A 26,790-nucleotide genomic window follows, 5' to 3' on the forward strand; every position below is an offset into this window, starting at 1 on the left:
GCACCGGTGCCGCCGGGGCCCTGCTACTTCGCGACGCCTGCTACTTCGGGACGCAGGCGATCGAATCCGGTCCCAGCGGCGAGGAGGCCCCGTCGCTACGGACGATCATCACCTGGATGCAGCTGGGTTCGGTCGGGTTCGCCGCCATTTCGGCGGCCGGTCCGTCGGCGGCCTGGTACGGCCCGTCGCCCGTGAGGGTGTGGACCCGCCACTTGTAGCTGTCGCCCGGCTTGGGCTGCGGATTGGTCCAGGTGAAGCTGACCTTTCCCGCCGGCCCGGCCGCGCCAGTCAGCCCGGTGACATCCGGCACCGTGCCGTTGTCCAAGGCGTCCGCGGGCGGCTTGCTGACCTGGTCCGTGGCTTTCGGCGCCGGATCGGGCCGGGTGGTCCCCGCCACGATGCCCAGCCCGACGGCGGCCACCAGCACCGTGCCGCCGACGACCGCCAGCAGCAGGTTCCGGCGGCCGTGGCCGGCGGGCTCCTCCCCCGCCGCGCCGTCCCCTTCGTCACTGCCGGCCGTGTCCGGGGACGGGGCTGCGCTGGAGCGGTTGACGGTGGCGGCGATGTCGTCGTCGTCGTCCGGCGCCGGCCGCCGCGGTGCGGGGGTGTCGAACCCGGGCAGCGCCCGGGGCCGCTGGACCGTCCGGTTGTTGAACGTGGTGGCGTTGTCGGCCGTGGGGCCGGTGTCACCGGCGGGGAGCCGGGCCGGGAAGGTGGGGGCGTTGCCGGTGGCGTCCGGGTCGATCGCGGCGACGCTCCGGACGCGGGTCTCCTCGAAGCCGTCGTCGGGGTGGCTTTCCTCGGCCCGCGGCTCCTCGAGGACCTCGAACGGTGTCACGGAGAGGTTCAGTTCGGCCTGGATCCGCTGCAGGGCAAGGGCGAAGGCGTGCGCCGAGGAGTACCGGGACGAGGCGGATTTGGCCATGGCGGTCGAGAGCGCCAGCTCAAGGGACTCCGGCACGTCGGCCCGGCCCAACCTGGGCAGCGGCAGGTTGGTGATGCGCGAGATCAGTTCGCGCTGGGAGTTGTCCGCTCCCGGCAGGACGAACGGGGACCGGCCCGCCAGCAGGGTGTACAGCGTGGCACCGAGCGCCCAGACGTCCACCAGGACGCCGTCCACCTGGTGTCCGGTGAACTGTTCCGGCGGGGACCACGGGATGGACATGCCCGCGTCCTCGTCGGCGTCCCCGGCCAGGGTCCCGGAGATGCCAAAGTCGGTCAGGGCGGGCCGGTTGTAGTCCGTGACCAGGATATTGGCGGGCTTGATGTCGCGGTGCGCGATTCCGGCCCGGTGGGCGGTCTCGACGGCGGACGCCACCTGGATGCCGACAGCGAGGACCTCGTCCACGCTGAAGCGCTGGCGCCGGTAGCGGACGTCCAGGCTGGGCCGCGAGCAGTACTCCATGGCCAGGTACGAGTGCCCGGCGTCGGTGATCTCCGCTTCGAATATCGTCACGATGTACGGATGCGAGGACAGCTGCGCCATCAGGTTCGCTTCGGATTCGAAGCGGCGCCGGGCGCCCTCGGTTTTCAGGTCCGAGAGCAGCACCTTGACGGCCACCTTGCGGCGCGGCCGGTCCTGCTCGTAGAGGTAGACATCGGAGAACCCGCCGGACCCGAGCAGGCTGATGTAGGTGAATCCGGGGATCGCCGGCGGCGGGGCGACGGGGCGTTTGGTGCTCACGGGATCTCCTCAAAGCGCAGGGAGATGCCGTCCCCGACGTCGGCGATGTCGCCGTCGAGCAGGATGGCCATCTCGCCCTGGGCCAGCCGGCGCGGCGGCTGTCCCTCGCGGATCAGCACGGTGCCGTTGGTGGCCTTGAGGTCGCACAGCATCACGTGCCAGCCTTCCAGCCGGACTTCGACGTGCGAGCGGGAAATGTCCCCGCTGGGGCTCGCCACCTGGACCAGTTTCGGCATGACGGCGCCCTGGACGCGCGACACCGAGGGCTGGCGTCCCACGATGAGCGACTGGTCCAGGTCAATGAGCTCGCCGGTGGACAGCCGCACCCGGCCCAGCCGGGGGCGCCGGACCTGGATGCCGTCACCGGGCAACGGCGCACCGCAGCGGCCGCACTGCGAATAGGTGGAGGGGTTGGCGTGTCCCTGCGGGCAGACCCTGGCCAGCACCATGGGCCCGGTGGACGGCGCGGCGCCCGGGTCCGGGGCGGCTGCCGGCCGGGACCGCCCGCCGGCAAGATCGCCCTTCATGATCGTCTGGCCGTCGTGGTCAGCGTCGGCGGGCATCTGCTGGGCGGGTGCCTGCGGGGCGGACGCTTGCGGTGCGGACGGCAGCACGGCGGAGGCCTGCGCGGCAGGCGGCGGGATGAACGCCGTTGGCGGCACGAAGACCGCTGGCGGCGCCGGCGGGGACACCGGGGACGCCGCCGCCGACGACAGCCGGTCGCCGCCGGTGTTCCACGGCACGGAGTCGATGAGCCCGGTGGGCAGCGGGGGCCGTGGTGCCGCTGGCGGTTCCGGCGCGGAAGCAGCAGGAGGCGCGGAGTCAGCGTTGTCCGGTTCCGCAGCGTCCGGCGACGTGTCCGGGCCCGCGGTTTCAGGGGAGCCCGCCGGATCGCCCCCGGGACCGGTGCGGTGTTCGGAGTCCGCTGTGGGCAGGGCGGCGGGTTCGATGGCTGGTTCGGCGTCGGGGTCCTCGCGGACCGCGGCGTCTTCGATGCTCCGCATCACTGTCTGTTCCCAGAGGTGGTCGTAGCTGCTGGTCGGCTCCTGCTCGGCCGGTTCCGGGGCTGCGGCAGGCTCCGGGGCACTGTCGGGCTGCTGCGCGGACGGCGCAGCAGCTTCCGCGGCTTTCGAGCCTGCGCCGGCGTCCGGCGCAGGCTCGTCGCCCGGCGCAGCTTCGTCCTGCGGTGCGGGTTCATCCTGCGCAGAATCATCCGGCGCGCCGGTGTCGAGATCCTCTTCGGGGAACTCCAGCACGGTCTCCGCGGAAGCGCCGTGGTCGGTCAGTCCGGCGGCCATGTCGGCTTCGGCGGCCGCGAGGACTTCATCCTGCGTTGCTGCCTCGTCAGGGGCGGCTGCCCCGGCCCCCGGCTGGGCCGGACCGGCCGCCAGGGCCGCCGTTGTCGCCGCCGGAGGGATCGCCGCGGGAAGAGACACAGCGTCGCCGGCGGGTTCTGCGGGCGCGGCTTCGGCGCGGTCCGGGGCGGCCCACGGTGCGGCGCCGGTGAGGTCCATCCGCAGACCCCGCAGCAGGACCACCCCGTCAGTCAGCGGCAGGTCCTGCGCCAGGTTCTGTGCCTGGTCTCCGGCGGTACCGGACGCCGCGGCGGTTTCGTCCCCGGGGACTGTCAGACTGAACCCGTCGGCCGCGGCAAAGCGCCGTTCCGTCCAGGTGGTGACGTCGCGGCCGCTCAATTCCGCCGGGCCCGAGGGCAGGTCCACGGTAAGGTCAATCTCGCCGCGGAGGAACACCTGGATGGAGCCGCGGCACGCCACAATCGCGAACCACGGCAGCCGGGCCAGGGAACCGCCCGAGGCGGCGGAGACGGCGTCGAGCACCTCATGGGCCTCGGGGCCGGTGGCCAGGAGTTCCCACAGTGAGTCGATGAGGTCCGCCCCGCTGTCCGGACGCAGCAGCACCACGGTCTCGGAGCGCACCACACCGAGCCAGCTGCCGGGGGTGTAGCGCACGGCAGCGGCGGGGTTACTGCTTGCCATCATTCGAGTCCTTGACTTTGTCTGCCCCAGCGGCTGCGGCTGCCGCAGCGTCGGCGGCAGCGTGTTCTCCAGCGGCCGGCACTTCGGGGGCCGAAGCTTCGGGGGCGACCGCCGCGGCCGGCTCCCCGTCAGCCGTGTCCGTCCCGGGGAGCAGGTCCCCGTTGGGGGCCAGATCCAGGGCATCGGTGCGGGGCAGGGTGTCCTCGTCCTCCGCTGCGGCCGCGCTGCGCGGCGCCGTCTGGGCGGCAGCGTCGTGGTGGGTGACGTTGGTGGCGTCCAGCACGATGCAGGTGACGTTGTCCCGGCCGCCGCTGCGGAGGGCGGCCTGGATGAGTTCGTCCACCGCCGCCTGCGGGTCCGTGTGGGCGCGCAGGATGTTGGCGATGTGCTGGTCGTCCAGTTCGCCGTTGAGCCCGTCGGAGCAGACCAGGATCCGGTCGGCTTCGTCCATGGGCAGCAGCCAGTAGTCTGCCTCGATCTCGTCGCCGGTGCCGAGGGCGCGGGTGACGACGTGCCGGCGCGGGTGCACGGCGGCCTCGGCCGGGCTGATCTGCCCGGCGTCGACCAGTTCCTGGACCTCGGAGTGGTCCACGCTGACCTGGGTGAGCTTGCCCTGGCTCAGCCGGTACGTCCGGGAGTCGCCGATGTTGAGGACCAGCCAGTACGGGACGCCCGTCTGTTCCACCACCACAACTCCGGAGAGGGTGGTCCCGGCGCGGGAGCCCGTGGCCTCGCGGATGCTCTCGTCGGCCATCAGCAGGTGTTCCTGCACGACGCCGGCGGTCGCGTCGCGCTTGCCGCTGGCCAGCTGCGGGATCCGGGCGAGCGTCCGGACGCAGATGCCGCTGGCGATCTCCCCGGCCTCGTGCCCGCCCATCCCGTCCGCCACCGCGAACACGGGGTCGGAGGCGATAAAGGAGTCCTCGTTCATCTCCCGGCGCAGGCCGCGGTCAGTGCCGTAGCCGCAGTTGAGCCGCAGGCTTGACGCGGCGCCGGCGGCCGCGTCAGCGCTGGCGGCCGGGCCAGCCCCGGCAGCATTCGCGGCTTCGTCCAAGGGCGTGGCGGCCGGTACGGGAGCGGTCTCGGGACCGGGGGCGGAGGGAACAGCTGCCGGCGAGGGATTCATGCCTGTCCTAGGTAGAAGGAGCGGTCACCGAAGTGGACGGTGGAACCTGGGCGGACGTGGGTGGGCTCCCCGGCCGCGAGGGCGGTACGGATACCGTCCGGGGTGGTCACGGCGCTGCCGTTGGTGGAATTGCGGTCCGTCACCCAGACTCCCCCGCTGCCGGCGAGCAGGTGAAGGTGGGTTTTGGAGATCGAGCGGCCCGGATCGGCGACCGGGATCAGCTGCACGGACTCCTCGCCGGGGTGGCCGGCGGGGTTCCGGCCAATCAGCACCGTACGGTCCAGTTCGATGTCGCGGCCGTCGTCCAGCCGGATCCGGAGCATGGCCACGGTCACCGGGGCGTGGGTGTCGCCGCGGACCTGCGTGCGGTCGTGGTCGTCATCCGGATGCGGCAGCTGCTGGACCGGGGCACTCTCGACGGCGACCCGGGCGGGCTGGGCGGCAGCCGGCAGGACCTCAGCGGGCTGGGAGGCAGCGGCCTGGACGGCGGCGGGCGGCTGGAGCGTCGCGGGCGGCTGCCACTGGTTGGGGTCGAGTACCGCCGGAGCGGCTGGGCCGGCAGGGACGGCGGCAGCCGCAGCGGCCGCAGCCAGCGGGGAGGCCACCTGCTGGACCGGCGGGAGGTCCAGCGGGGCAAAGCTGTACGGGCCGGCGATGCCGCCGGTGGTGATGGGGTTGCGCCCGGCCGTCACATCGAAGACGAGCGTTTTGGCGGCCGTATCGTGCCAGCCGCGGAGCTTGCCGTTGCGGTCCCAGGTGCAGGACAGCACCACCAGGACAGCCCAGGCAGCGCCCAGGAACAGGAGCGGGCCGAGGATCAGCAGGGCTGCGCCGAACCACTGGAAAACCACCACGGCGGCGGCGGCAACCACGGCCAGCAGCACGCCGGCACCGGTGATGAGGCCCCGGAGGAACACCGCGCCGCCGCCCGGGGCGTAGCCGTCGGCGTCCGTGCTGCGGATGCCCATCAAGCGGTTGCCGGGAGTGGCGCCGGACCGGCCTTCGAGGATGGCCAGGACCACCACGTAGACCAGGGTGACGCCCGCGCCGATGCCGCCGAAGAGCACCAGGGAGGAGGTGTCGTAGACGATGAACCCTCCGCGCTGGGTCCGGGTGATTCCGGCGAACCCGAGCGCCAGGAGAATCGTCAGGACAGTGACCGGCGGCAGCCAGTCCAGCACGGCTGCGGCCAGCCGTTTCCCGGCAGTCGCGGGAACCAGCTCAAGTTTGCTCGGCACAGCAGGACCTCCCCCTTGTCCGTGGCCCGCGGCCGGGCCCGGCGTTACGGGGATACTACCGGGGATCTGGGCATGCTCCCGCGCGTTGCGGGCGTTCCGCGCGGAACGGTTGCTCAGCGGCGTCCCGCACGAGGTGCAGAAGGCTGCGCCCGGGCGGAGCGGCTGCTGGCAGCGCGGGCAGCGCTCGGCGTCGTCGGTCATGGCTCGTTGCGGCTCTTCCTGGCAGTCTTCCTGGCGGTCTGGCTGGTCCCGGCTGCGGCGCCGGCAGCACCGTCACTGGGTTCTGCTGCGGCCGGACCGGGTTCCACTGTACCTGCGGGCGATTCCTGCCCACCTGCTGCCACGCCCTTCCTGCCGGGCAGCACGGGCCGGAGTCCCCGCAGCTTCAGCACCGCCCTGCCGTCGGCAAGCAGGGAACGCGGCGAGAACCGGGCGCGTTGCCGCCCCCAGAACCCGAGGCTACCGGTCATCTCCTTGAGGGATCCGTCCACGATCTCCCAGTACTGCCGCACCTGGTCCTCACTCGGCTGGCCCGCACCAAAGATCGCGGCATCGGCCCGGTTGGCGAGCAGCGTGGTGGTCCCCCCGGCGGCCGGGAACGCGTCGGCGAGCACGACGGCGGACTCGCGCCGGGTGGCGCGGGTGTCGACGCCGGCGCCAAGGTCCGTCGCGAGGCTGAGAACCTCGTTCCAGCCGCCGCCGACGCGCTGCGCGGGAGGTCCGTCGCTGAAACGGGACTTCCGGCGCCGGGACTTCAGCAGCGCAATCAGGAGCAGCGGCAGCGCGAGGATCCCGAGCGGGATCAGCGCGATGCCGATCAATGTGAGGAGGGGGCCCCAGAACAGCCAGGGGTTGTTCTTCTTCTCATCTGCGTCCAGCGCGTCCGGCGAGGAATCCGGCGGCAGGTCCGCCGGCTCCTGCGGCGGGGGCGGCGGCTGCAGGACCTGCGGCTTGGGCTTGGATTTGCTCTCCGGGTCCGGCGGGATGGGCACGTTGTCCTTGGGCGGGGTGGGGTCGAAGGACACCCAGCCCACCCGGTCGAACGCGACTTCCACCCAGGCGTGGACGTCCTTGCCGGTGATCTTCACTTCGCCGGCGCCGTTCTCCGGGCTCTTGGGATCCGGGTAGAACCCCATCACCACCCGGGAGGGAATGCCGAGGTGGCGCAGCATCAGGGACATTGCAACTGCGTACTGTTCGTCGTCGCCCAGCATCTGCTTGGCGGTGAGCAGGCTCCGGATGCGGTTGGCCCCGTGGCCGGAGACGCTGGGCAGCTGGCCCTCGGCGATCAGGCCGTTGCTGAAGGCGCCGGTCTTCTGGAAGTGCGCCTCGATCTGGCGCACCCGGTCGATGGCGGTGGGGGCGTCGGCGGAGAGGTCGTTCGCCTGGGAACCGACCACCGGGGGCACCTCCGCGGGGTCCGGCAGGGACAGCTTGGCGAAGTCGTACTGCGTCAGCTGCCCGTGTTCCAGGGTTGCGGGGTCTGCCACCTGGACCTGGTAGGCGTCGCCCCGGGCAAGGCCCTTGGTGGTCACGGCCGTGTCCGTCCCTGCGTTGAAGTACAGCCCGGTGGCCGCACCCGAGCCGTCCCGGGCAAAGCTGATCCCCGTGGTCTTGGTGCCGCCCGGCAGGAAGAAGCCCTGGTAGTCCTCGATGGTGATGTCGAGGGTGTAGTTGGTGGTGGGGACGATTCCGGTGGAGTCGGCGAGGGTGTTGAGGGACTTGGCGTCGCCCACTTTGCTGAAGCTGCCGGAGCCGTTCGGGTCCATGGTGTAGTTGGTGCCGTTGAAGGAATCGAGCGCCGCAAGGCGCACCCGGGCGTCCTTGGGCAGGCCCTTGACCACGAAGAGGCTGTCGTCCTTTTTGTCCTTGACGAAGTTCCGGAAGCTCGCCAGCGGGGTGACGTAGTCCTTGGGGTCGAACGGGGGCACGATCGTGTTGCGCAGCACCCTGCGGTTGTCGTCCGCGGTGACGATCGGGGACACGACGGCGGTGATTCCGACGGCGGCCGCGATCACCGCCGCGGCTGTTCCCAGCCGGCGTGCCTTGGCCGCGCGGGCGGTGGCCTCGTCCTTTTCCAGCCGGTTGACGGAGATTTTGCGGGTGTCGCTGCGGCGGAGTGCATCGCGGCGGAAGGTGGCCCAGGCGATGGCAATGACGGTGAGTGCGATGCCGCGTTCCACCGTGAGGAAGCCGGCGCTGGTGCTGAAGGCGATGCCGGTGACGAACAGCACCAGCACCGGCAGCAGCGGCCAGTAGGGGCTCTTGCGCCGCCAGATCAGCAGCCCGGCGGCCAGGGCGGTGAGGAGCGAGCTCAGGAACGGCACAATCAGCGTGCCGCCGGCGGTGCCCACGGGCACCCCGACGGTCAGCATGTCCTTCCAGGCGAACACCACGCCGAGGAGCAGGGTGCGCAGCGACTCGAGGGTGGGCAGGACGCCCGCGATGGCAGCCTCCGGGACGGCCAGGGCGGTGCCGAAGACGAGGTAGGCGCCCAGGGTCAGGGCAGCGGTGATCAGGAGCCCCAGGCGGTAGTGCACGTTGGCCGCTGCGAGGCCCAGGCCCAGCAGGATGCCGCCGAAGCCAGCCACCAGGTAGTAGGGGTCCCCGCCGAAGCTGAGGCTGAAGCCGAGGACGCCGAGGCCGAGCAGCGCGGTGAGGGCACCGGCGTCGAGCGCGTAGTGCCAGGCCGGCTGGCCGTCGGCGAAGCCGCTGCGCTGCGCGGCGGTGTTGCGGCGGCGGGTTGCTGGTGCGGAACTCATGCGGCAGCCTTCCTCAGCACTATGGCCAGGTCGGAGAGGTCCCCGAGGGTCAGGACCGTCAGGTCCCCGATGTTGGCCCGGGCCGGCGCGGCGCCCAGCTGGAGCCGGACGGCAAGGCTGCGGACCCCCAGGGGTACGGACGCCGCGGCGGAGCGCAGCTGGGCGGCAGTGACGTTGCTGCCCACCACAAGGAACACCACGGATGCGTTGGGGACCGTGTCCGCCAGGGTCCGGGCGAGGTCGACGGCGTTCTTGCGGTGCGATGCGCCGACGATCCGGGTCATGTCGTCCAGCATGTTGCGGCCGGTCTCGCAGCGCAGCGGGCCCTTTTGGGTCAGGACGTCGAGGTCGCGCTGTTCGCTGATGGCCTGCCGCCCGATCGAGGCGGCGGCGGAGATGGCCAGTTCGAACTCCTCCTCGGAGGCGTATTCGTCGGTGTTGATGGACAGTGCGATCGCGAGGTGGGCGCGGCGCGTCTCCTCGAACTGGCGGACCATCAGCTTGTTGGTGCGGGCCGTGGTCTTCCAGTGGATGTGCCGCCGGTCATCGCCCGGCACGTAGTCGCGCAGGGCGTGGAAGGACACGTCGGCGCTGGACAGGTCGGTGGTGGGCATGCCTTCGAGGTCGCGGATGAACCCGGCGGCCGAGCCGGCCAGCGCCGTGGTCTTGGGGTGCACAAACAGGTCCTCGGGTTCAGTCCAGAGGACCTGGCGGCGGAGCAGGTGCAGCGGGTCGGCACGGACGGAGCGCACCGGGCCCACCACAATCACGGCACGGCGAGCGGTGGGAATGGTGAACAGGTCCTCGTGGACCTGCTGCGGTTTCATCCGCGGCAGGTGGAACACGGCGGTGGCGGCCCCGACCGGGAGTTCCAGGTCCGCGGGCAGCAGCGGCCGGGCGGAGGTGTTGGACACCGCGATGCTGCCGACGGCGCTGTCCCCCACTGCGACCCGGGTGCGGGCCAGGTCCAGGACCACGCCGTAGGAGGAACGGCCCAGGATGAAGCCGACGGCCAGGGCGAACAGCACAAAGGCTGCAATCGCCGCCGCTTTCGCTTCCTGCCAGCCGAAGGCCTGGCCCACCGTCCACAGCAGGATCGCGGCTGCCAGCACGGACCAGCCCAGCACACTCACCACGGAGAGCACCGGCCACACGTAGCCCAGCCAGAGCTTGCGGACGGCACGGCCGGCCGGGGCGAGGGCCAGGCCGGCAGTGCTGGCGGCCTCGCCCCAGAGGGACGCGGGATGCAGCCGCGTGGGCCTGCCGTCCCGGTGGAAGGGTCGCTGCAGGTGTTCAGCAAGCCGGGTCAGGGCAGTGCTGGAGGACATATGGGGGCCTTTGTTCGTGCTGGGGTGTGGTGGTGCCGGGGTTGCAGGCGAAGGGTGCAGGCTAGCTGACGGACGCGCGCTGCTGCGGGGCGGCCACCTCGGCGAGGACTCGTGTCAGGACGGCGTCGGCGGTGGCGCCGGAGAACTCGGCTTCCGGGTCCATCACCAGGCGGTGGGTCCAGACGACGGCGGCGAGGTCCTTGACGTCGTCCGGCAGCACGAAGTTGCGGCCCTGGCTGGCGGCCCAGACCTTGGCGGCGCGCACCATTGCGAGGGCGCCGCGGACGGAGACGCCGAGGCGGGTTTCCGGCGCGGTGCGGGTCTCTTCGCAGAGCCGGGAGATGTATTCCAGCACGGCGGTGTCCACGTGGGTGGTGGCGGCGAGGTCCGCCATGTCGGCGACGGCCTGGGTGGTGATGACGGCGGTGATGTCCTTGGAGCGGTCCTTGAGGTTGGCGCCGCCCAGCAGCTGGACGGTGGAGGCGTGGTCCGGGTACCCGATGGAGGTCTTGATGAGGAAGCGGTCCAGCTGGGCCTCGGGCAGCCGGTAGGTGCCGGCCTGCTCGATCGGGTTCTGGGTGGCCATGACCATAAACGGCCGGCCGGCCGCGTAGGTGGTGCCGTCCACGGTGACGCGGGATTCTTCCATGACCTCCAGCAGCGCCGACTGGGTCTTGGGCGAGGCGCGGTTGATTTCGTCGGCCAGGACGATGTTGTTGAAGATGGGGCCCTTGTGGAACTCGAACTTCTGCGTCTTCTGGTCGTAGATGGTGACGCCGGTGACGTCGGAGGGCAGCAGGTCCGGGGTGAACTGGATGCGGTTGTTGGAGCCCTGGACGGTGGCCGCGAGGGCCCGCGCCAGGGAGGTTTTGCCGGTGCCCGGGGCGTCCTCGAAGAGGACATGCCCCTCGGCCAGCATCGCCGTGAAGGTCAGGCGGATGACGTGGGACTTGCCCAGGACGGCCTGGCCTACGTTGTCGACGAGCTTCTCGAAGGTGCCGGCAAACCATTCGGCCTGTTCGGTGGTCATGGTCATGGTGTGGTCCTCTTCTGTTCTGGGTGGAAAGTCTGGCGAGCCGCCGGCCGGAGGTTCCGGCCGGGGCCCGTGCTGGGATGTGGTGCGGTCATCAGCAGCCGCCGGGCCGGGGTCCGTACAGGTCCACGGTGGTGGACTTGACGAACCAGCCCGGGTGGCTGCCTTCGGTCACGCGGAACCACGGGGTGCCGTTGCCGTAGATGTCCTTGGTGCAGTTGATGGTGAGCCTGCCCTCGGACCGTTCCACCCAGCCGGCGCCGCAGGTCTTCGGCGGCCCTTCCGAGAAAGTATCGGTCTGGTTCGGCTTGCCCGGGCAGGTCCTGACGGTGGTCGCCTCCACCTGGACCTGTGACGTCGGCGGCGCCGGCGGCGGCGGCTCCGCCCCGCTGCGGGACGTGTCGCTGCCGATCCGGCCGGGCTGCCCGGCGCTGATGGCGCGGACCCGCAGCTCGTGGGTTTCGCTGAAGCCCACGCTCTTGGAGAAGGAGCGCTGCTGGGTGTCCTGCCAGCCTCCCCCGTCGAGGCTGTACTGGTAGCCGGAGACGGGACGTCCGTTGCCGTTGGGCTCGTTCCACGTCCAGGACACGGTCTTGTCGCCCACGCCGCCGCTTCCGCTGCCGGTGACCTTCGGGGCGAAGGCGAGCCCGTAAGGGTTCACCGAGTTAGACGCGGGGCTGGCATCGCCGGCGGCGGAGCTCCGCGACGAGACGGCCCAGACCACCACGGCGGTGGCGGTGCCGTTCGGGGCGGCCACCACCCCGCCGCCGGCCGGGATGTCGCCGCTGCCGCTGCCGGAGGTGAGTTTGTACTTGTACGTGATCTCTCCGGCACTGGAGCCGTTGCGCTGCTCCGCGGTGAGCGGGGCGAAGCGCACGTCGATCTTGCCGCCGTCGCCGCCGGTGTCCCTCAGCGTCGCCGACGGCGCTCCCACCATCGCCGGTTTGCCCACGGCGCGGACCGCGGCCGACTCGCCGGACGTCCCTGACGTTCCTGCCTTGTTCGTGGCGGAGACGGTGAACGTGTAGCCGGCCTCGGAGTTGTCCACAGTGACGTTCTGCGTGGTCCCGGAGACCTGCTGGGTCGCAATGGCAGCCCCGCCGCGCAGGGTGGTGAGCGTGTAGCTGGAGATGGCGTCACCGTTGTTGTTCGGCGCCGTCCACGTCACCTTGAGCTGGCTCTGGCTGCCCACCGAAGGCGCCGCCGTCGCGCTCGGTGGCGCCGGGGTTACGGGCACGCCGGCCGGGGTCTCCGCCGCCGAGTAGGCGCTCCACTCGGAGGGCTCCTTGGCGTCGTTGCGGGCCAAAACGCGGACTTTGTAGGCCACACCGTTCTGGAGGCCCTTCCACACGTAGCTCACTGAGGTGAGGTTCTGGATCTGGGCGTTCTGCCCGGCCGGAGCCGGCGAAATCTCCAGGTCGTAGGACTTCACCGGGGAGCCCTTGGACGCCGGCGCCGCCCACGTGACCGTGAGCTGCTTGTCGCCGAACTTAAGCGACGGCGCCACCGGGGTGTCCGGTTTGACGTCCGGGCGCACCTCCGCAGAGGCCGGGGACCGCTCGGATTCGCCGAGGGCATTCGTGGCGGTGACCTGGAAGTGGTACTTGGAATTGTTGGTCAGGCCCGTGAGCGTGCAGGAGTTTGCCGGGCAGTCCTGGCGGTAGCCGCCCTCGCCGTACACCGTGTACTTGGTGATGGCCGAGCCGCGGTCCGCGGGGGCGGTCCAGTTCAGCAGGGCGGTGCTGTCCCCCACGCTGGCGGCCTGGGGTGTGGTGGGCGCCAGCGGCTTGTCCTTGACGGTGAGCCGGATCCGGGCCGTGGCCTGACGGGACGCGTCGCCGGTCTTGTCGGCCACCGTGTAGGACACAATCATGGTGCCGGAGAACCCTTCGGCCGGGGTGACGGTGACGGAGTCGCCCGCGACCTCGGCGGTGCCCTGGCCCGTTTCGGTCCCGGCGGTGACGATCTTCAGCGGCGTCTCGGGGAACGGGTTGGCGTCGTTGGCCAGCACGTTGACCGTGACGGGCTTGCCGGCCGCGGCGTCGGGTTCGAGGTCGTCGTTGGCCACCGGTTTGGGCCGGTTGGAGGCGGTGACGGCCAGCTGGTACGTTGCCGTGGCTTCGAGGCCCCTGGGGTCTTTGGCCTTGACCTGGACGGTACCGCGCGTCCCGGCGGCGGTGCCGTCCTTCGCGGCGGCCTTCAGGGTCTTCCCCTCGATGCCGGCATCGAATCCAGCCGGCACGCCGCCCACCAGTTCGTACGACATCCGGTCCACGTCGCCGTCGTCCGGGTCGGTGGTGAGCCGGGACAGGTCGGTACTGGCGGAGTCCGCCATGGGCACGTCCACCTGGCTGCCCAGCAGGACAGGCGGGTTGTTCCGGTTGGGGTCCGGCAGCACCCTGGTGCGGATGCTGAGGGTCGATTTCAGGCCGGCTGGATCGTCAGGGCCTGAGCCGTCGGTCACCTCGAAGCTGAGCGAGCCGGGGCCCACGTAATCCTTGCCCGCGGTGTATCTCAGGGCGGTGCCGTTGTCCGCCACCGCGTCGGAGCCATCGGCGCCATCGGCGCCGATCAGCTTGATCCGGTCCGCCTGGGTGAGGCGCGGCGACCGTCCGTTGCGGACCTTGACCCATTCCTTGAGGTCCACCGTGACGGACTGCCCCGCGACGAGTTCGATCACGTCGTCCTTGGCCAGGGTGGGGACCTGCTGGCCCAGGCCCGGGACCCAGATGATCGCGGTGGATTTCTGCCCGTCCACGTCTTCCACGGTGTACGGGATGAGCTGCGGCTGCTCAGTCAGTTCCACGATCATGGTGCCCTCGGCGCCGGGCCGGGCGGTGGTGGCCTCGGTGGCGATCTTGAGGTTCTCGCCGACGCCGTCGGGGTCCTCGTCGTTTTTGAGCACGGGCACGTCGACGGCGGTCTTGCCCAGGGTCTGGGCGGAGGTCACCCGGTCGTCGCGGGCGATCGGCGCCTGCAGGGGCACGTCGTTCCGGACGTTGACGGCGATGGCTGCCTGGGCCGTGGCGCCGCGGTCGTCCGAGACGGAGTAGCGCACGTTGACGGTGCCTTCCTCGCCGGGCGCCTGCAGGAGGATGCGGGAGCTCTGCTTGCTGACGCTGGCCTGGAGTTCCGGGGCGGCCTCAATCCCGTCGCTGACGATCCGGATCGGGTCGCCGTCCGGATCGGTGTCGTTGCCGGTGGCATCGATGGCGATCTGGCGGCCGGGCCGGACCTTGACCTCGTCGTCCACCGGGGTGGGCTTCTGGTTGGTTTCCCCGCGCGGGGCGATGCCCACCGTGACGGTGCCGGTGTTGACGGCGCCCTGCCGGTCCACCACCTTGTACCGGAAGGTGTCCGTGCCGGCGCCGTCACCGGCTGCCGTGAAGTCGATGAAGTTGCTGCCGACCGTGGCGGTGCCCATTGCCGGGGTGCTGTCGATGCCGGTCAGCTGGACAGAGTCGCCGTCGGGGTCGATGCCGTCGAGCTCCACCGGGATCCGCACGCTCCCGGCGGCCACCACGCGGGCGGTGAGGTTCTTCGGCTGCGGGCGGGAGTTCTCCGCGCCCTCCAGCGGCAGGATGTGGATGGTCACGGCCGCGGCGCTCTTCTGGCCCTGCGGATCCACGGCGTTGTAGATGGCGCGGACGGTCTTCGGCTCGGCCCCGGCAATGAACCGGAGGGTGTTCTCGGAGACGAAGCTCTTGCCGTCCACGTCCGGGACGGCCTGGGGCAGCACGGGGTCCACTGTGAGCTTTTCGCCCTGCGGGTGGGTGTCGTTGGCCAGCACCGGGATGGTGACGACGTCGTTGACGCGGACGTTGACCTCGTCCGGTTTGGGCTGTGGCGCCCCCACGACGGCCGGGGCCGGGACCGGCACCACGGAGACGCTGCCGGTGGCGGATTTGGTGCCGTTGGACATGGTGTAGCGGAAGGTGAAGGGTTCCTTCGTGCCGACGACGTCGGTGATCCGCAGGACGCTGTGGTCGATCACGCTCACCGAGGCGGTGGCATTGTCGGCCAGCTGCACGGACTGCAGCACCAGCACTCCCCCGGACGGGTCGGAGTCGTTGGCCAGCGGGTCCAGCAGCACGCTGCCGCCGACCGGCATGAGGGCGACGTCGTGCACGGCCACCGGGTTGCCCACGTCCTTGCCGGACTCGACGTCCACCCGGATCAGGCCCTGGCTGCTTTGCGGGCCGTTGCTGGCGATGTAGGTCAGGTAGACGGGCCCGGGGGTGTCGCTGCGGAAGGTGAAAGTTCCGCCGTCGGTCACGGGTCCCAGCTGGGCGGGGCCGGCGGCCTCCACCTGGGCGAGGCGCAGGGCACCTCCGTTGGGGTCGACGTCGTTCTTCAGCGGGGCGATCACCAGGTCCTGGCCGACGACGGCGGTCACGTGGTCGGCGTTGACCACGGGCTGCAGGGCTCCGGGCGGCTGCACGTTGATCACCACCTTGCCCGTGGTGGTGGCGCGGCCGTCCCAGACCGTGACGGTGACGGATTTCTTGCCCGCTGCGGCGCCGGAGTCCTGGTAGGTCAGGAGGCCGTCGCGGCGGACCTTGACCTGGTCCTGGTCGTTGTCAGCCTTGGCGTCCATCAGGACGAGGTCGTCGCCGTCGGGGTCGGTCCAGTCGGTGAGGATGTTCTGGCTGACCGTTTTGCCCTGTTCGACGAGCATGGTGGTGGGTTCGCCGCGCTTGAACAGCGGAGGCTTGTTTTCGTCCGGGCCGACGACGTTGAGCGTGATGCTGCCGGCGGCGGAGAGCCCGCGGCCGTCGGCGGCGTTGTAGGCGAAGGTTTCCGTGCCGGGTTTCGCGTCGGCCGGGACGGTGACCTGGAAGGCGGTGCCGCCGTAGATGTTCTCCAGGCTCCCGGCCTGCGGGCCGTTGCCTCCGACGGAGGCGGTGAGGACGTCGCCGTCGGGGTCCGAGTCGTTGTCCAGCACGGAGAGGATGGTGGTGCGGCCGGGGCGGACGCCGACGGCGTCGGGCGTGGTTTCCGGCGGACGGTTGGGTTTGGTGCGGTCGGGCAGGATGTTGATGGTGTTGTTGTCCGCCGACTCCTGGTCCTGGTCATCGGACTGGTTTTTGGGCGGGACCACGTCGTCCCAGTTGTTGACCAGCTGCATGTTCTGGTTCACCAGCCACACGTTCCCGGAATTCACATCATTAAGAACCACCAGGTCCCGGTTCACCCGGAACACATAACTCGGCGACGCAGACGCCTTCGGCACCTCCACGTTCTTGTCATTGGCATCATCCACACAGTCCCGGACATACTTGTTCGCCCCCGACCACGCAGCATGCACACAACCACCCAGCTGCACCGGAGCCGCCGGCACACCCTGCCCGCCAAAGCCCACCGTCTTCGCCGTCGAACCATCCAACGGCTGGACCAGCAACGCCTTCGGAGTCGCCACCGCCACAGCATCCGCCGCCGGCCCGGACTGCTGCAGCTTCGCCTCCCGCGCATCCGCCAACGCCAACTCACGCCCGCCCGGCAGGAACAACTTCCCCCGCCCCGCATCCAGCACCACCGGCGCATCCCCCACCACAGCCAACTGCAAATCCCCGGCACCCTTCAACCCATCCCAGGTCTCCACCGACGAATCCGCCACCACACCATCAGCACCAGCCGACGTGACCGTCACCTGCCCCGACGTCGGATCCGCACTATAAATCCGGTCATCAGCACCCACCGCGGACACCGTCCCGGCCGACCCCTGCAACACCGGCTCGGAATTCTCCGCATCAAAACCACTCACCGACGACGGCGACAACGCCCACACCGTGCCCTTCGCCGCGTCCGTCACCGCAATAACATCCGAGCCGAAACTCACCTCCGCCGACCCCGGCAACTGCTTATCCCCGCCCAACCGCATCTGCGCCGCCGACACCTGATTCAACGTCGAACCAGCACTGTCATCCACAAACACAGTCCCGGCATCCTGCAACACATCAAACGTCGTCGACGCCGGCGTCACCGCCCCATCCAACACCCGCGACGGATAATTCAACCGCCCCACCGCATTCTTCGACTTCGACACCACCCACACACCACCGTCATTCAACTCCACCTCAGTGGTCTTAAACCCCGGATAAACCACAGCACCCGTCACCAACACCACACCCGCCACAGCAAGACCGGTACCGCTGATGAGGTTTTTGCGGCGCGTGGTGGACCGCGGTTTCATGAAGCCTCGCTTGATGGCCCCTAGGCCGGAGAAAAGTCGTGTCACAGCTTCAGATTTCCTTCAAGATGGCGTCATGATTCGCGTGCCGGACCCGGTACCGGGCCCTCACTTCCCGCGACAGCCTACCGAACGTTCCGGGACCGTGCGATGGGGAGGACTTCCCTGCGGTACCCGGGGAAGTGGCGGTCCCGGGCCCGGTTGTCAGCTGCATGGCGGGATCCCGTGGCTGTACGGCGCGCCAAGCTGCGTGTGTCCTGCGATGACGTACCGGCCCACATTTCGGTTGGATCCGAGTTCCACCCGGTACCACTCGGTGTCCGGCGAGTTCGTCCAATTGTCGTTCTGGATGATGTAGCACTTCACCACGATGGTCTCGCCGCTGTTCTTGTAGAACCACGGAGGCGTATCGCCGTTGTTGACGCCGCCGCAGTCAAAGTAAGGGTTGGGACGGTAGTCCGAGCCGCCGCGGGTGTAGGTGCAGCTGCGGACAAAATTCGGATCGGACGTCTTGATCCGGGTGGTCCATTCGCGTGTCGGTGGTCCGGACTGGGCTGCAGCCGTGGCGACACCGCCGCCGGTCCCCCGGGAGTTGACCGTCTGGACCTGAATGGTGTGCCGCTCGTCGAAGCCGCCGGTGTTCACGGTCCGGCTGCCGGAGGCCGCCACCCGTTCCCAGCCCCGCCCGTCGATGTTGATCTGGGTGTAGGCGACGTCGTTGGTGGAGGTGGACGGCGAGCTCCAGCTGAAGCTGAGCGACTTCTGGTTCTGGCCGCCGTTCTGGCCCGATGCCGAGGGGGTTCCGGGCGCACCGTAGGGTGTGGCGGTGGCGCCGGTGCTGGCGTCGGAGCTGGGCGCCACGGTGGAGTTCGCGGTCACCGTGATGGTGGTGGCGGCCCCGTTCGTAAACCCTCCCACGGTCTGGCCGGGCCGGATGGGCCCGGACTGCCCGGTGGTGGCGCGGAAGGTGTAGCTGACCTCGTTGGGCGCCGAGCCGTTGCGCTCAGCGCCAGTGAGTTCCCGGAAGTTGATGGTGACGGCCTTGCCGGCGCCGCCGGTGTTGGCCTCGGTGGCGCTGACGCCGGACGGCTGTGCCAGTTTGCCGGTGGCGCGCCGGGGGGCCGAGGGGGCGCTGACGCCGCCCTTTCCGGCTTTGTTCTCGGCCTGGACGGTAAAGGTGTAGGACGCCTCGGAGTTGTTGGCGGTGAATGTCGCGGTGCGGACCGTCCCGGCCACCATCTGCGTCTGGGAGGTTCCTCCGCCGCCGCTCATGGTGACGTAGTAGTTCCTGATGGCATCGCCGTTGGTGTTCGGTTCGGTCCAGTTCACCTTGAGCTGGTTCGACGACCCCACCGCGGAGGCCACGGTGGTGGTGGGGGCGGCCGGAGCGGCCGGGACCCCGGCGGGGTTGTCCTCGGCGGAGTAGATGCCCCACTCGGACGGGCCGAGCTCGTTGACGGCCTGGGCGCGCACCTTGTAGCGGACGCCGTTGGTCAGTCCCGGCCACGTGTAAGTCAGCCCGGTGACCCCGCTCTTCACGGCAATGCCGGACGCCGGCGGCGGGGAGATCTCCAGGTTGTAGCTCTTGACGGCGGAGCCCTCGGTTTTCGCCGGAGCCCAGTTGATCACCATGTTCTTGTCACCGGCCTTGACGGCCGGGGCCTCCGGCGGGGACGGTTTCTCATCCGGCCGGATTTCATTGGACGCCACCGAGGGCGCCGACTCGCCCACCTCGTTCGTGGCGGTGACCGTGAAGACGTACTTGACGTCGTTGGTCAGGCCGGTGAGGGTGCAGGTGGTGGTGGGACAGTCCTGGCTGAAGCCGCTGGAACGGACGGTGTATTTGCTGATCGCGGCGCCGTTGTCCGAGGGCGGAGCCCACTTGAGGACGGCGGTGCGGCTGCGGACGTCCGTCGCTGACGGGGCCGGAGGGGTGTCCGGCTTGTCCCGGACGGTGATGCGCAGCCGGCCGCTCGCCTGGCGTGTGGGGTCCCCGGTTTTGTCCAGCACGGTGTAGCGGATCACCATCACGCCCTTGGAACCGTCGGCGGGAGTGACCGTGATGGAGTCGCCGTTCACGGCGGGGGCGCCCGCGGCGGAGCCGGTCTCAACGGTCGCCGAGATGATCAACAGCTGCGTGTCGCTGAAGGGGTTGAAGTCGTTGGCCAGGACGTTGATGGTCTCGGCCCGGCCCGCGTTGGCTTTCTCGATCACGTCCTCGTTGGCCGTCGGGAGGGGCCGGTTGGACGCGACGACGGTGGCTTCGACAGTGGCTTTGACGGGCTCGGAGCGGCCGTCGGTGACCTTCAACGGGATGGCACCCTTCCGCCCGGTGGGGGTGGTGGGCTCCGCGCTGACCTGCAGCGTCTGTCCGTCAACGGTGGCCTTGAGCCCTTCGGGCAGGGTGCCGTCGAGTTCGAACTTCAGCTTTTCCTGGTCCCCCGGATCGACGTCCTTGGCGAGGTCGCCCAGGTCGAGGCTGACCGATTCGGCCTTCGGCACCTCGAGGTCGGTGCCGCTGAAGGTGGGTTCGTGGTTGGCGTTCGGATCCGGGATGACCTTTGTGATGATGGTGAGGGTCGATTTCAGGCCCTGCGGATCCTCGGGCCCGGTGCCGTCCGTCACTTCGAAGGTTACGGAGCCGGGGCCCACGTAGTCCTGGAGCGCGGCGTAGCGCAGTGCGGTCCCGTTGCCGGCCACGACGTTGTCCGCGGAGGCTCCCTGCACCCGGATCTTGTCCACCTGCGTGATCCGCGGTGCGCGGCCTTCCCGGACCCGGACGTAGTCGTTCAGGTCGAGGGTGATCTCCTTGCCGGCCATCACTTCGACGACGTCGGTGCGCGCCAGGGTGGGGTGCTGTTCGCCCTGCCCCGGCACCCAGATGACCGCCGTCGCGCTTTGGCCGTCCACGTCGGTGACGGTGTACGGGACCAGCTGGTCCGTCGGGGCGAGGGCCACCACCACGTTGCCGTCGCCGCCCACGCGGGCGTTCGGGTTGCCGTCCGGCAGGGAGATCTTGAGGTCGGCGGCAACGCCGTCGGGGTCCGAGTCGTTTTTCAGGACCGGAACGTCGACGGCGGTCTTGCCGAGGGTCTCGGCGGGCGTGATGACGTCGTCCTTGGCCACCGGGGGCTTGAGGGCGGCGTCCGGGCTGATCCGGACGCGGATCACAGCACTGCCCCGGGCCTTTTTATCGTCCTGGATGGTGTAGCTGACGCTCTCGTTGCCGGCGGTTCCGGGGGCGGTGAGGAGCACCTTGCCGCCGTCGGCCGCCTCCACCTGCAGTTCGGGGCGCGCCTCGAAGGCGTTCGAGGCCAGGCTGATCGGGTCCCCGTCCGGGTCCGAGTCGTTGGTGAGCGCGTCGACGGCGATCTTGCGTCCGGGGCGGACGTCGACGGCGTCGTCGAGGGCGATAGGTTTCTGGTTGTTGGCTTCCGGCGGCGCGATGCCGACAATCACGGTGCCGGTGTTTTCGGCGCCGATCCTGTCCCGGACGCGGTAGCTGAACGTGTCCGTGCCGGCAGCGGTGCCGGTGGCCGTGAATTCGAGGTAGCCGTCCCTGACCACGGCGGTGCCCATCTCCGGCGCCTTGTCCACGCCGATCAGCTGGACGGAGTCGCCGTCGGAATCGATACCATCCAGCGGGACGGGGATGCGGACCACCATGCCGGACACCACACGGGCCGTCAGGTTCTTCGGCTCCGGGCGGGTGTTCCGCTCGTCGTCGCGGGCGTTGATCCGGATGGTGACCTGCTGTGAGTCCGACTGCCCGGAGTCGTTGGTGACCTTGTAGATGGCGTAGACGGTTTTGGGGACGTCCCCGGCGATGAAGCGCAAGGTGCCGCCGGAGCGGAACATGCGGCCGTCCGCGGCGTCGGGTTCCTGGGCCAGGACCGGTTCCAGGATGAGCTGGCCGCCGTTGGGGTCGGTGTCGTTGTCGAGGACGGGGATGGTCACCACGTCCCCGGCCCGCACGGTTGCCTCGTCCGGTTTGGCCTGCGGCGCCTGGAGCTTCGCGGGAGCGGGGACCACCAGGACGGCGATCTCCCCGCTGGCGGAGGAGGTGCCGTTGGAGATGGTGTATTTGACGCTGAGCTGGCCCTCGGCACGGACGTCGGTGATCCGGACCACCGAGTGGTCCAGCACCGAGACGCTGACCGGCTGCCCGTCCGCGGCCGTCACGGACTGGACCACCAGGACGCCGCCCGAGGGGTCGGAGTCGTTGCCCAGGACGTCCACCAGGACGCTGCCGCCGCTGGGCAGCAGGGCCGTGTCCCGCACGGCCACCGGGGCGCCGTCGCCGTTGCCGGGAACGACGTCGACCCGGACCAGTTGCTGGGCACTCGCCGGGCCGTTGGTGACGAGGTAGGTGACGTAGTGGGTGCCCGGGGCTGCGGACCCGAAGGTGAACGTCTGCTGGTCCGCGCCCATGGTGGCGGTGGAGTTGCCGTCCGGGGTCACCTGGGCGAGTCGGAGTGCGCCGCCCTGCGGGTCCGAGTCGTTCTTGAGCGGGGCGATGACGGTGTCCACGCCGGCCACGGCCACGAGGTGGTCGGCGTTGGCGATCGGCGGCAGGGCGCCGGGCGCCCGGACGTCGACGGTGATCTTTCCCTCGGTGCTGGACTGGCCGTCGGAGACCGTCACCGTCAGGACTTTGCGGCCGGGCTCCGAGCCTGCGTCCTGGAAGCTCAGGAGCCCGTCGGGCCGTGCCTTGACCTGGTCACGGGGGTCGCTGCTGGCGGCACTGACCACGTAGAGGTCGTCGCCGTCGGGGTCGATCCAGTCGGTGAGGATATTCTGGCTGACGAGCTTGCCGGACTGGACCACCAGGGACGTGTTCCGGTTGGGCTTCTGCCGCGGTGCGGAGTTCTCCCCCGCCGGGATGATGTTGAGGGTGACGTCGGTGGACGCGGAGAGCCCGCGGCCGTCGTCGGCGGAGTATTTGAAGGTTTCGGAGCCGGTTTTGTCCGCCGGGACGCTGACCTGGAACCCGGTGGAGCCGTAGATGGGGGCCAGCAGCCCGGAGCCGATCGGATCGGGGGCGCGGACGGTGAGGATGTCGCCGTCGGGGTCGGTGTCGTTGTCCAGGACCGGAAGGATGGTGGTCTTGCCGGCGCGGACGCCGAAGGTGTCCGGTTTGACCGCGGGGGCGCTGTTGGGCTTGGTGCGGTCCGGGAGGACGGTCTGCTGGACCTCGTCGGCGGAGTCCTTGTCCGCGTCGTCGGAGGTTTCCTTCGGCGGGATGACGTCGTCCCAGTTGTTGACCAGCTGCATGTTCTGGTTGACCAGCCACACATTCCCGGAATTCACATCATTAAGAACCACCAGGTCCCGGTTCACCCGGAACACATAACTCGGCGACGCAGACGCCTTCGGCACCTCCACGTTCTTGTCATTGGCATCATCCACACAGTCCCGGACATACTTGTTCGCCCCCGACCACGCAGCATGCACACAACCACCCAGCTGCACCGGAGCCGCCGGCACACCCTGCCCGCCAAAGCCCACCGTCTTCGCCGTCGAACCATCCAACGGCTGGACCAGCAACGCCTTCGGAGTCGCCACCGCCACAGCATCCGCCGCCGGCCCGGACTGCTGCAGCTTCGCCTCCCGCGCATCCGCCAACGCCAACTCACGCCCGCCCGGCAGGAACAACTTCCCCCGCCCCGCATCCAGCACCACCGGCGCATCCCCCACCACAGCCAACTGCAAATCCCCGGCACCCTTCAACCCATCCCAGGTCTCCACCGACGAATCCGCCACCACACCATCAGCACCAGCCGACGTGACCGTCACCTGCCCCGACGTCGGATCCGCACTATAAATCCGGTCATCAGCACCCACCGCGGACACCGTCCCGGCCGACCCCTGCAACACCGGCTCGGAATTCTCCGCATCAAAACCACTCACCGACGACGGCGACAACGCCCACACCGTGCCCTTCGCCGCGTCCGTCACCGCAATAACATCCGAGCCGAAACTCACCTCCGCCGACCCCGGCAACTGCTTATCCCCGCCCAACCGCATCTGCGCCGCCGACACCTGATTCAACGTCGAACCAGCACTGTCATCCACAAACACAGTCCCGGCATCCTGCAACACATCAAACGTCGTCGACGCCGGCGTCACCGCCCCATCCAACACCCGCGACGGATAATTCAACCGCCCCACCGCATTCTTCGACTTCGACACCACCCACACACCACCGTCATTCAACTCCACCTCAGTGGTCTTAAACCCCGGATAAACCACAGCACCCGTCACCAACACCACACCCGCCACAGCAAGACCGGTACCGGAGAGGAAGCGCCGGCGGCGGGCGGTGAGGGGGCGCACGTTAGCTTGCCGGCGGGATTTCGGCCGCAGGGCAGCGAGGAAGGTGTTCATGTGTGCTGTGTCCCCCAGAAAGTCACGGCTCCGCACACGAGGCGTCGCCCGCGGTGGTGCCAGATAGCTTCGACTATCGCATATTAGCCATCGATTAGAGAAACGTTGGCGGCGTCAAATCCGGCAGGGTCAGCATCGCCCCAGTTCAGGCGCTGTTAATCCAGGACCAAGCCGCGGCCGCTGCCGCGTTGGAGGAGGATGGGGTGGATTTCGCCGAAGCCGCGGACGTCCTCGGCCGGGCGCGGCTGCAGGACGAAGCGTTCGTCGTTCTCCAGCGCCGCCGCGGTCATGGAGTCCACCAGCACCGTGCCCGGATCCGCCAGTGCGGTCAGCCGCGCAGCGAGGTTGACCGTGGGGCCGTAGATGTCACCCAGCCGGGACAGGATCCGGCCCCACACCATGGCCACACGCGCCTGCGGGAGGATCTCGTCGTCCGTGAAGGCCTGGCACAGAGCGAGGGAGATTTCGGCGCCGGCAGCGGGGGTCTCGGCGATGTAGAGGACTTCATCGCCCACGGTCTTGACCAGGCGCCCGCCGCCGACTGAGATGATTTCGGCGCACTTGTTCTCGAAGCGCTGCACCAGCTGGGCCAGGGTTTTTTCGTTCATCCGGCGGGACAGGCTGGTATAGGAAACCAGGTCCGCGAAGCCGACGGCCCGCGCCAGCGGCAGCGGCGCGTCGTCTTCGTCGCCTTCGCGGCCTTCCTCGCTGGAGGCCAGCCCGGCCTCGGCACGCACAGCGAGGCGCTGGATCCCGGCGTTCAGCTGGCGGCGCCAGGAGTAGACCAGCATTTCCTCCAGCGCGTCCACGAGGGACGGCAGTTCGCCGACCAGACGCTTGCGGGCCACGGCATCGGTGACGCCCTGGTTCTGGACCATGTCCTCCACCAGGGCTTCGATCTGCCACACCACCATGCGGTCCGTCATCTGGCCGATAGCCCGGGTCACGGAGATCGCGGCTTCCTCGGTGAGCTGGCCGGCGCGGACCAGGTCCACGATGGTGTTCAGCGCGGACTGGTCGCGTTCGGTGAAGGCGACATCCTCGTCCCCGATGTTGGGGAAGCCGAGGGCGCGCCAGAGTTTCCGGGCGGACAGCAGGGACAGCCCGGCGCCGGAGGCCACCTCGCGGCGGCGGAGTTTGCGTTCGCCGCCCAGCAGCCGCTGCTCCAGGGCTTTGAGGGCAAGACGTTCGGCGGACATGGCGCCGGTGGGCGGCCCTGCAGCCGCCGGGGCATCAGCGGCAGCGGGAATGCTGCCGTCGGCGTCAGCGTCAGCCGGGTCGGAATCGGCATCGACGGCGTCGGCGTCAGCCGGGTCGGAATTGGCATCGGCGGGTTCCGCCGCGGCGGAACCTGCCGTACTGGAGTCGGGGTTCTCGCCGTTGGAGTCGGGGTTCTCGGCGATCGTGTCGAGGACGGCGGCTTCGAGGGTGGCCGCCTCCACAAAGGCATCCGAAACGTGCGCCGGCCCGTCGGCCAGCAGTCCCGTGTCACGGTGACCGTTGTCAGCGCTCATCTCTTCCACCTTCTCTCTTCTCCAAAGGCCAGGGCTCTATCTGCCAGGGGCTGGCGTTATCGTAGGGCAGTTCCCCGGCGCCCAGCACCCCGCCCTGCGGGAGCTCGTTGATGGCGTCGAAAATGAAGCTGCGGAACGTCGCAGCTTCCGGAACGTCGGGGACCACGGTGCCGGCCGGGTACCCGGTATCCAAGGATATGTTCCCTGACCGCAATATGCGCTGGAGCAACGACTGATGGATCTCCACATTACGAACGGCGGCCAGCCACACCTGCTGGTCGCGCCGCCGGAGCATGCCGTACCGGGCAACCAGCCGCTGGCTGGTTAGCGTGTATTTGGTGGCCTGCCAGGACAGGACCCTTGGCAGGCAGTAGCCCAGCAGCACCCAGGCCGCCAGTCCGATGCACGCCCCGATCAGCCACGGCGTCCACTGCCTGGCCGAGTCCCTGACCACCGGCACCAGGTGGCCGGGGCCGCCCTTGACGATCCATGCGCTGGCGTAGGCGGCCAGGGCCGGCACCAGGATGAACAGCAGCGCCGGGAAGATCAGCGTCCGGGGCTGCGGCCGGGTCACCACAATCACTTGTTCGCCCGGCAGGAGCTCTTTACGCATAACCGCTTTCATGACCCGCGTTCTGGCCGGGAGGCGTCCAGGGCCGCAGGTGCACCACGTCGCCGGCCGTCACCACGTGCTCGTGCCCGCCGGAGTCCACCACCAGGAGCGATCCGTAGTCGTCCAGGCGGGTGGCATGGCCGATGATTTCGTGGTCGCCCGGCAGTTGGGCGCGGACCTGCTTGCCCAGCGTGGTGAGCTGGTGCTCCAGCCGCTTGTGCAGGGAGGGCCCGCCGGCCATCCCGGCGGTGGGGTCGCCGTCGGCGTTGCAGAAGCTGCGGTAGAGCGCGGTGAAGCGGGACAGGTAGCTCTTGAGCAGCGCGGTCCGGTCCACCGAGGCAGGGTTTTCCAGCAGGACGGAGGTGGCGGTGGGGACGGGAAGCTCGGCCTCGGTGAGCGTGACGTTCAGTCCGGTCCCCAGCACCACGGGCGGCACGGCGCCGCCCTGCATCGGGCCGAGTTGGGCCAGGATGCCGGCGATCTTCCGGCCCCGGACCAGGACGTCGTTGGGCCATTTCAGTTCCGCCGGGAGGCCAGCCGTGTCCACCAGGGCCTCGCAGAGGGCGAGGGCGGCGAGCAGCGAGAGCCAGGAGTAGCTCTGGGTCGGCAGGGGCCGCCCTTCCGCGTTGACCGGGCGCAGCACCAGCGACACGGACACCGAGCTCCTGGCGGGCGCCTCCCAGCGGCGGTCGAGGCGGCCGCGCGCCGCACTCTGGTATTCGGCAGCCAGCACCGTCAGATCCGGGTGGGCAAAGGGATCTTCGCCGGATCCGCGGAGCAGGTCCGCGTTGGTGGAGCCGGTGGACTCCACCACGGTGAGCCGCGGAATGCCGTTGGCTGAGAGGAACGCCTCATCGCTGAGGGCGTTCACATCAAGGGGCGGACGGTCCGGGGATTCCTGCGCGGCTTCCATGCTTT

12 protein-coding genes are annotated in these 26,790 nt (G+C 69.7%); all 12 read right to left on the reverse strand.

All coding sequences use genetic code 11. The annotated features are described in order from the left end of the window. Window positions 1–40: 40 nt before the first annotated feature. Window positions 41–1,684: a serine/threonine-protein kinase gene (locus ACTWQD_RS10335; RefSeq protein WP_443196039.1), complete on the reverse strand. Its 1,644-nt coding sequence runs from the start codon at window positions 1,682–1,684 to the stop codon at window positions 41–43. Further along, window positions 1,681–3,684, reverse strand: a complete 2,004-nt coding sequence (locus ACTWQD_RS10340; RefSeq protein ID WP_443196040.1) for an FHA domain-containing protein — start codon at window positions 3,682–3,684, stop codon at window positions 1,681–1,683. Before ACTWQD_RS10340 ends, ACTWQD_RS10335 begins: the two co-directional genes overlap by 4 nt. Continuing rightward, entirely contained in the window at window positions 3,668–4,807 is a 1,140-nt protein-coding gene (locus tag ACTWQD_RS10345) for a PP2C family protein-serine/threonine phosphatase (RefSeq protein WP_443196041.1), read from the reverse strand. Before ACTWQD_RS10345 ends, ACTWQD_RS10340 begins: the two co-directional genes overlap by 17 nt. Next, a complete protein-coding gene (locus tag ACTWQD_RS10350) occupies window positions 4,804–6,246 on the reverse strand; it encodes an RDD family protein (RefSeq protein ID WP_443196042.1) in 1,443 nt (480 codons plus the stop codon). Before ACTWQD_RS10350 ends, ACTWQD_RS10345 begins: the two co-directional genes overlap by 4 nt. Further along, entirely contained in the window at window positions 6,243–8,807 is a 2,565-nt protein-coding gene (locus ACTWQD_RS10355) for a transglutaminase-like domain-containing protein (RefSeq protein ID WP_443196043.1), read from the reverse strand. The genes ACTWQD_RS10350 and ACTWQD_RS10355 overlap by 4 nt, the downstream gene beginning before the upstream one ends. Next, window positions 8,804–10,135 carry a DUF58 domain-containing protein gene (locus ACTWQD_RS10360; RefSeq protein ID WP_443196044.1) on the reverse strand — a complete coding sequence of 444 codons (1,332 nt, stop codon included), beginning with the start codon at window positions 10,133–10,135 and terminating at the stop codon, window positions 8,804–8,806. Before ACTWQD_RS10360 ends, ACTWQD_RS10355 begins: the two co-directional genes overlap by 4 nt. 61 nt (window positions 10,136–10,196) lie before the next feature. Then, window positions 10,197–11,171, reverse strand: a complete 975-nt coding sequence (locus ACTWQD_RS10365) for an AAA family ATPase (protein WP_443196045.1) — start codon at window positions 11,169–11,171, stop codon at window positions 10,197–10,199. A 91-nt stretch (window positions 11,172–11,262) separates the two neighbouring features. Next, window positions 11,263–17,361 (reverse strand): Ig-like domain-containing protein, encoded by a 6,099-nt coding sequence (locus tag ACTWQD_RS10370; RefSeq protein ID WP_443196046.1) that lies wholly within the window; start codon window positions 17,359–17,361, stop codon window positions 11,263–11,265. Window positions 17,362–17,562: 201 nt separating this feature from the next. Next, the gene (locus ACTWQD_RS10375; RefSeq protein WP_443196047.1) at window positions 17,563–23,745 is read right to left on the reverse strand and encodes an Ig-like domain-containing protein; all 6,183 of its coding nucleotides are present in this window, start codon (window positions 23,743–23,745) and stop codon (window positions 17,563–17,565) included. A gap of 155 nt (window positions 23,746–23,900) precedes the next feature. Then, window positions 23,901–25,259: an adenylate/guanylate cyclase domain-containing protein gene (locus ACTWQD_RS10380; RefSeq protein WP_443196048.1), complete on the reverse strand. Its 1,359-nt coding sequence runs from the start codon at window positions 25,257–25,259 to the stop codon at window positions 23,901–23,903. Next, window positions 25,249–25,872: a PH domain-containing protein gene (locus ACTWQD_RS10385; RefSeq protein ID WP_443196049.1), complete on the reverse strand. Its 624-nt coding sequence runs from the start codon at window positions 25,870–25,872 to the stop codon at window positions 25,249–25,251. The genes ACTWQD_RS10380 and ACTWQD_RS10385 overlap by 11 nt, the downstream gene beginning before the upstream one ends. After that, window positions 25,865–26,785, reverse strand: coding sequence for a biotin--[acetyl-CoA-carboxylase] ligase (locus tag ACTWQD_RS10390; protein ID WP_443196050.1), 921 nt, complete (start codon window positions 26,783–26,785; stop codon window positions 25,865–25,867). The genes ACTWQD_RS10385 and ACTWQD_RS10390 overlap by 8 nt, the downstream gene beginning before the upstream one ends. Window positions 26,786–26,790: the final 5 nt, after the last annotated feature.

It is taken from the genome of Pseudarthrobacter sp. 1C304, from assembly GCF_052245515.1.
Taxonomy (GTDB): domain Bacteria; phylum Actinomycetota; class Actinomycetes; order Actinomycetales; family Micrococcaceae; genus Arthrobacter.

Excerpts from the sequence above, each read along its gene's own strand:
- ACTWQD_RS10340 (WP_443196040.1), bottom strand. The coding sequence starts at position 3,684 with ATGATGGCAAGCAGTAACCCCGCCGCTGCCGTGCGCTACACCCCCGGC.
- ACTWQD_RS10345 (WP_443196041.1), bottom strand. The coding sequence starts at position 4,807 with ATGAATCCCTCGCCGGCAGCTGTTCCCTCCGCCCCCGGTCCCGAGACC.
- ACTWQD_RS10350 (WP_443196042.1), bottom strand. The coding sequence starts at position 6,246 with ATGACCGACGACGCCGAGCGCTGCCCGCGCTGCCAGCAGCCGCTCCGC.
- ACTWQD_RS10355 (WP_443196043.1), bottom strand. The coding sequence starts at position 8,807 with ATGAGTTCCGCACCAGCAACCCGCCGCCGCAACACCGCCGCGCAGCGC.
- ACTWQD_RS10360 (WP_443196044.1), bottom strand. The coding sequence starts at position 10,135 with ATGTCCTCCAGCACTGCCCTGACCCGGCTTGCTGAACACCTGCAGCGA.
- ACTWQD_RS10365 (WP_443196045.1), bottom strand. The coding sequence starts at position 11,171 with ATGACCATGACCACCGAACAGGCCGAATGGTTTGCCGGCACCTTCGAG.
- ACTWQD_RS10370 (WP_443196046.1), bottom strand. The coding sequence starts at position 17,361 with ATGAAACCGCGGTCCACCACGCGCCGCAAAAACCTCATCAGCGGTACC.
- ACTWQD_RS10375 (WP_443196047.1), bottom strand. The coding sequence starts at position 23,745 with ATGAACACCTTCCTCGCTGCCCTGCGGCCGAAATCCCGCCGGCAAGCT.
- ACTWQD_RS10380 (WP_443196048.1), bottom strand. The coding sequence starts at position 25,259 with ATGAGCGCTGACAACGGTCACCGTGACACGGGACTGCTGGCCGACGGG.
- ACTWQD_RS10385 (WP_443196049.1), bottom strand. The coding sequence starts at position 25,872 with ATGCGTAAAGAGCTCCTGCCGGGCGAACAAGTGATTGTGGTGACCCGG.
- ACTWQD_RS10390 (WP_443196050.1), bottom strand. The coding sequence starts at position 26,785 with ATGGAAGCCGCGCAGGAATCCCCGGACCGTCCGCCCCTTGATGTGAAC.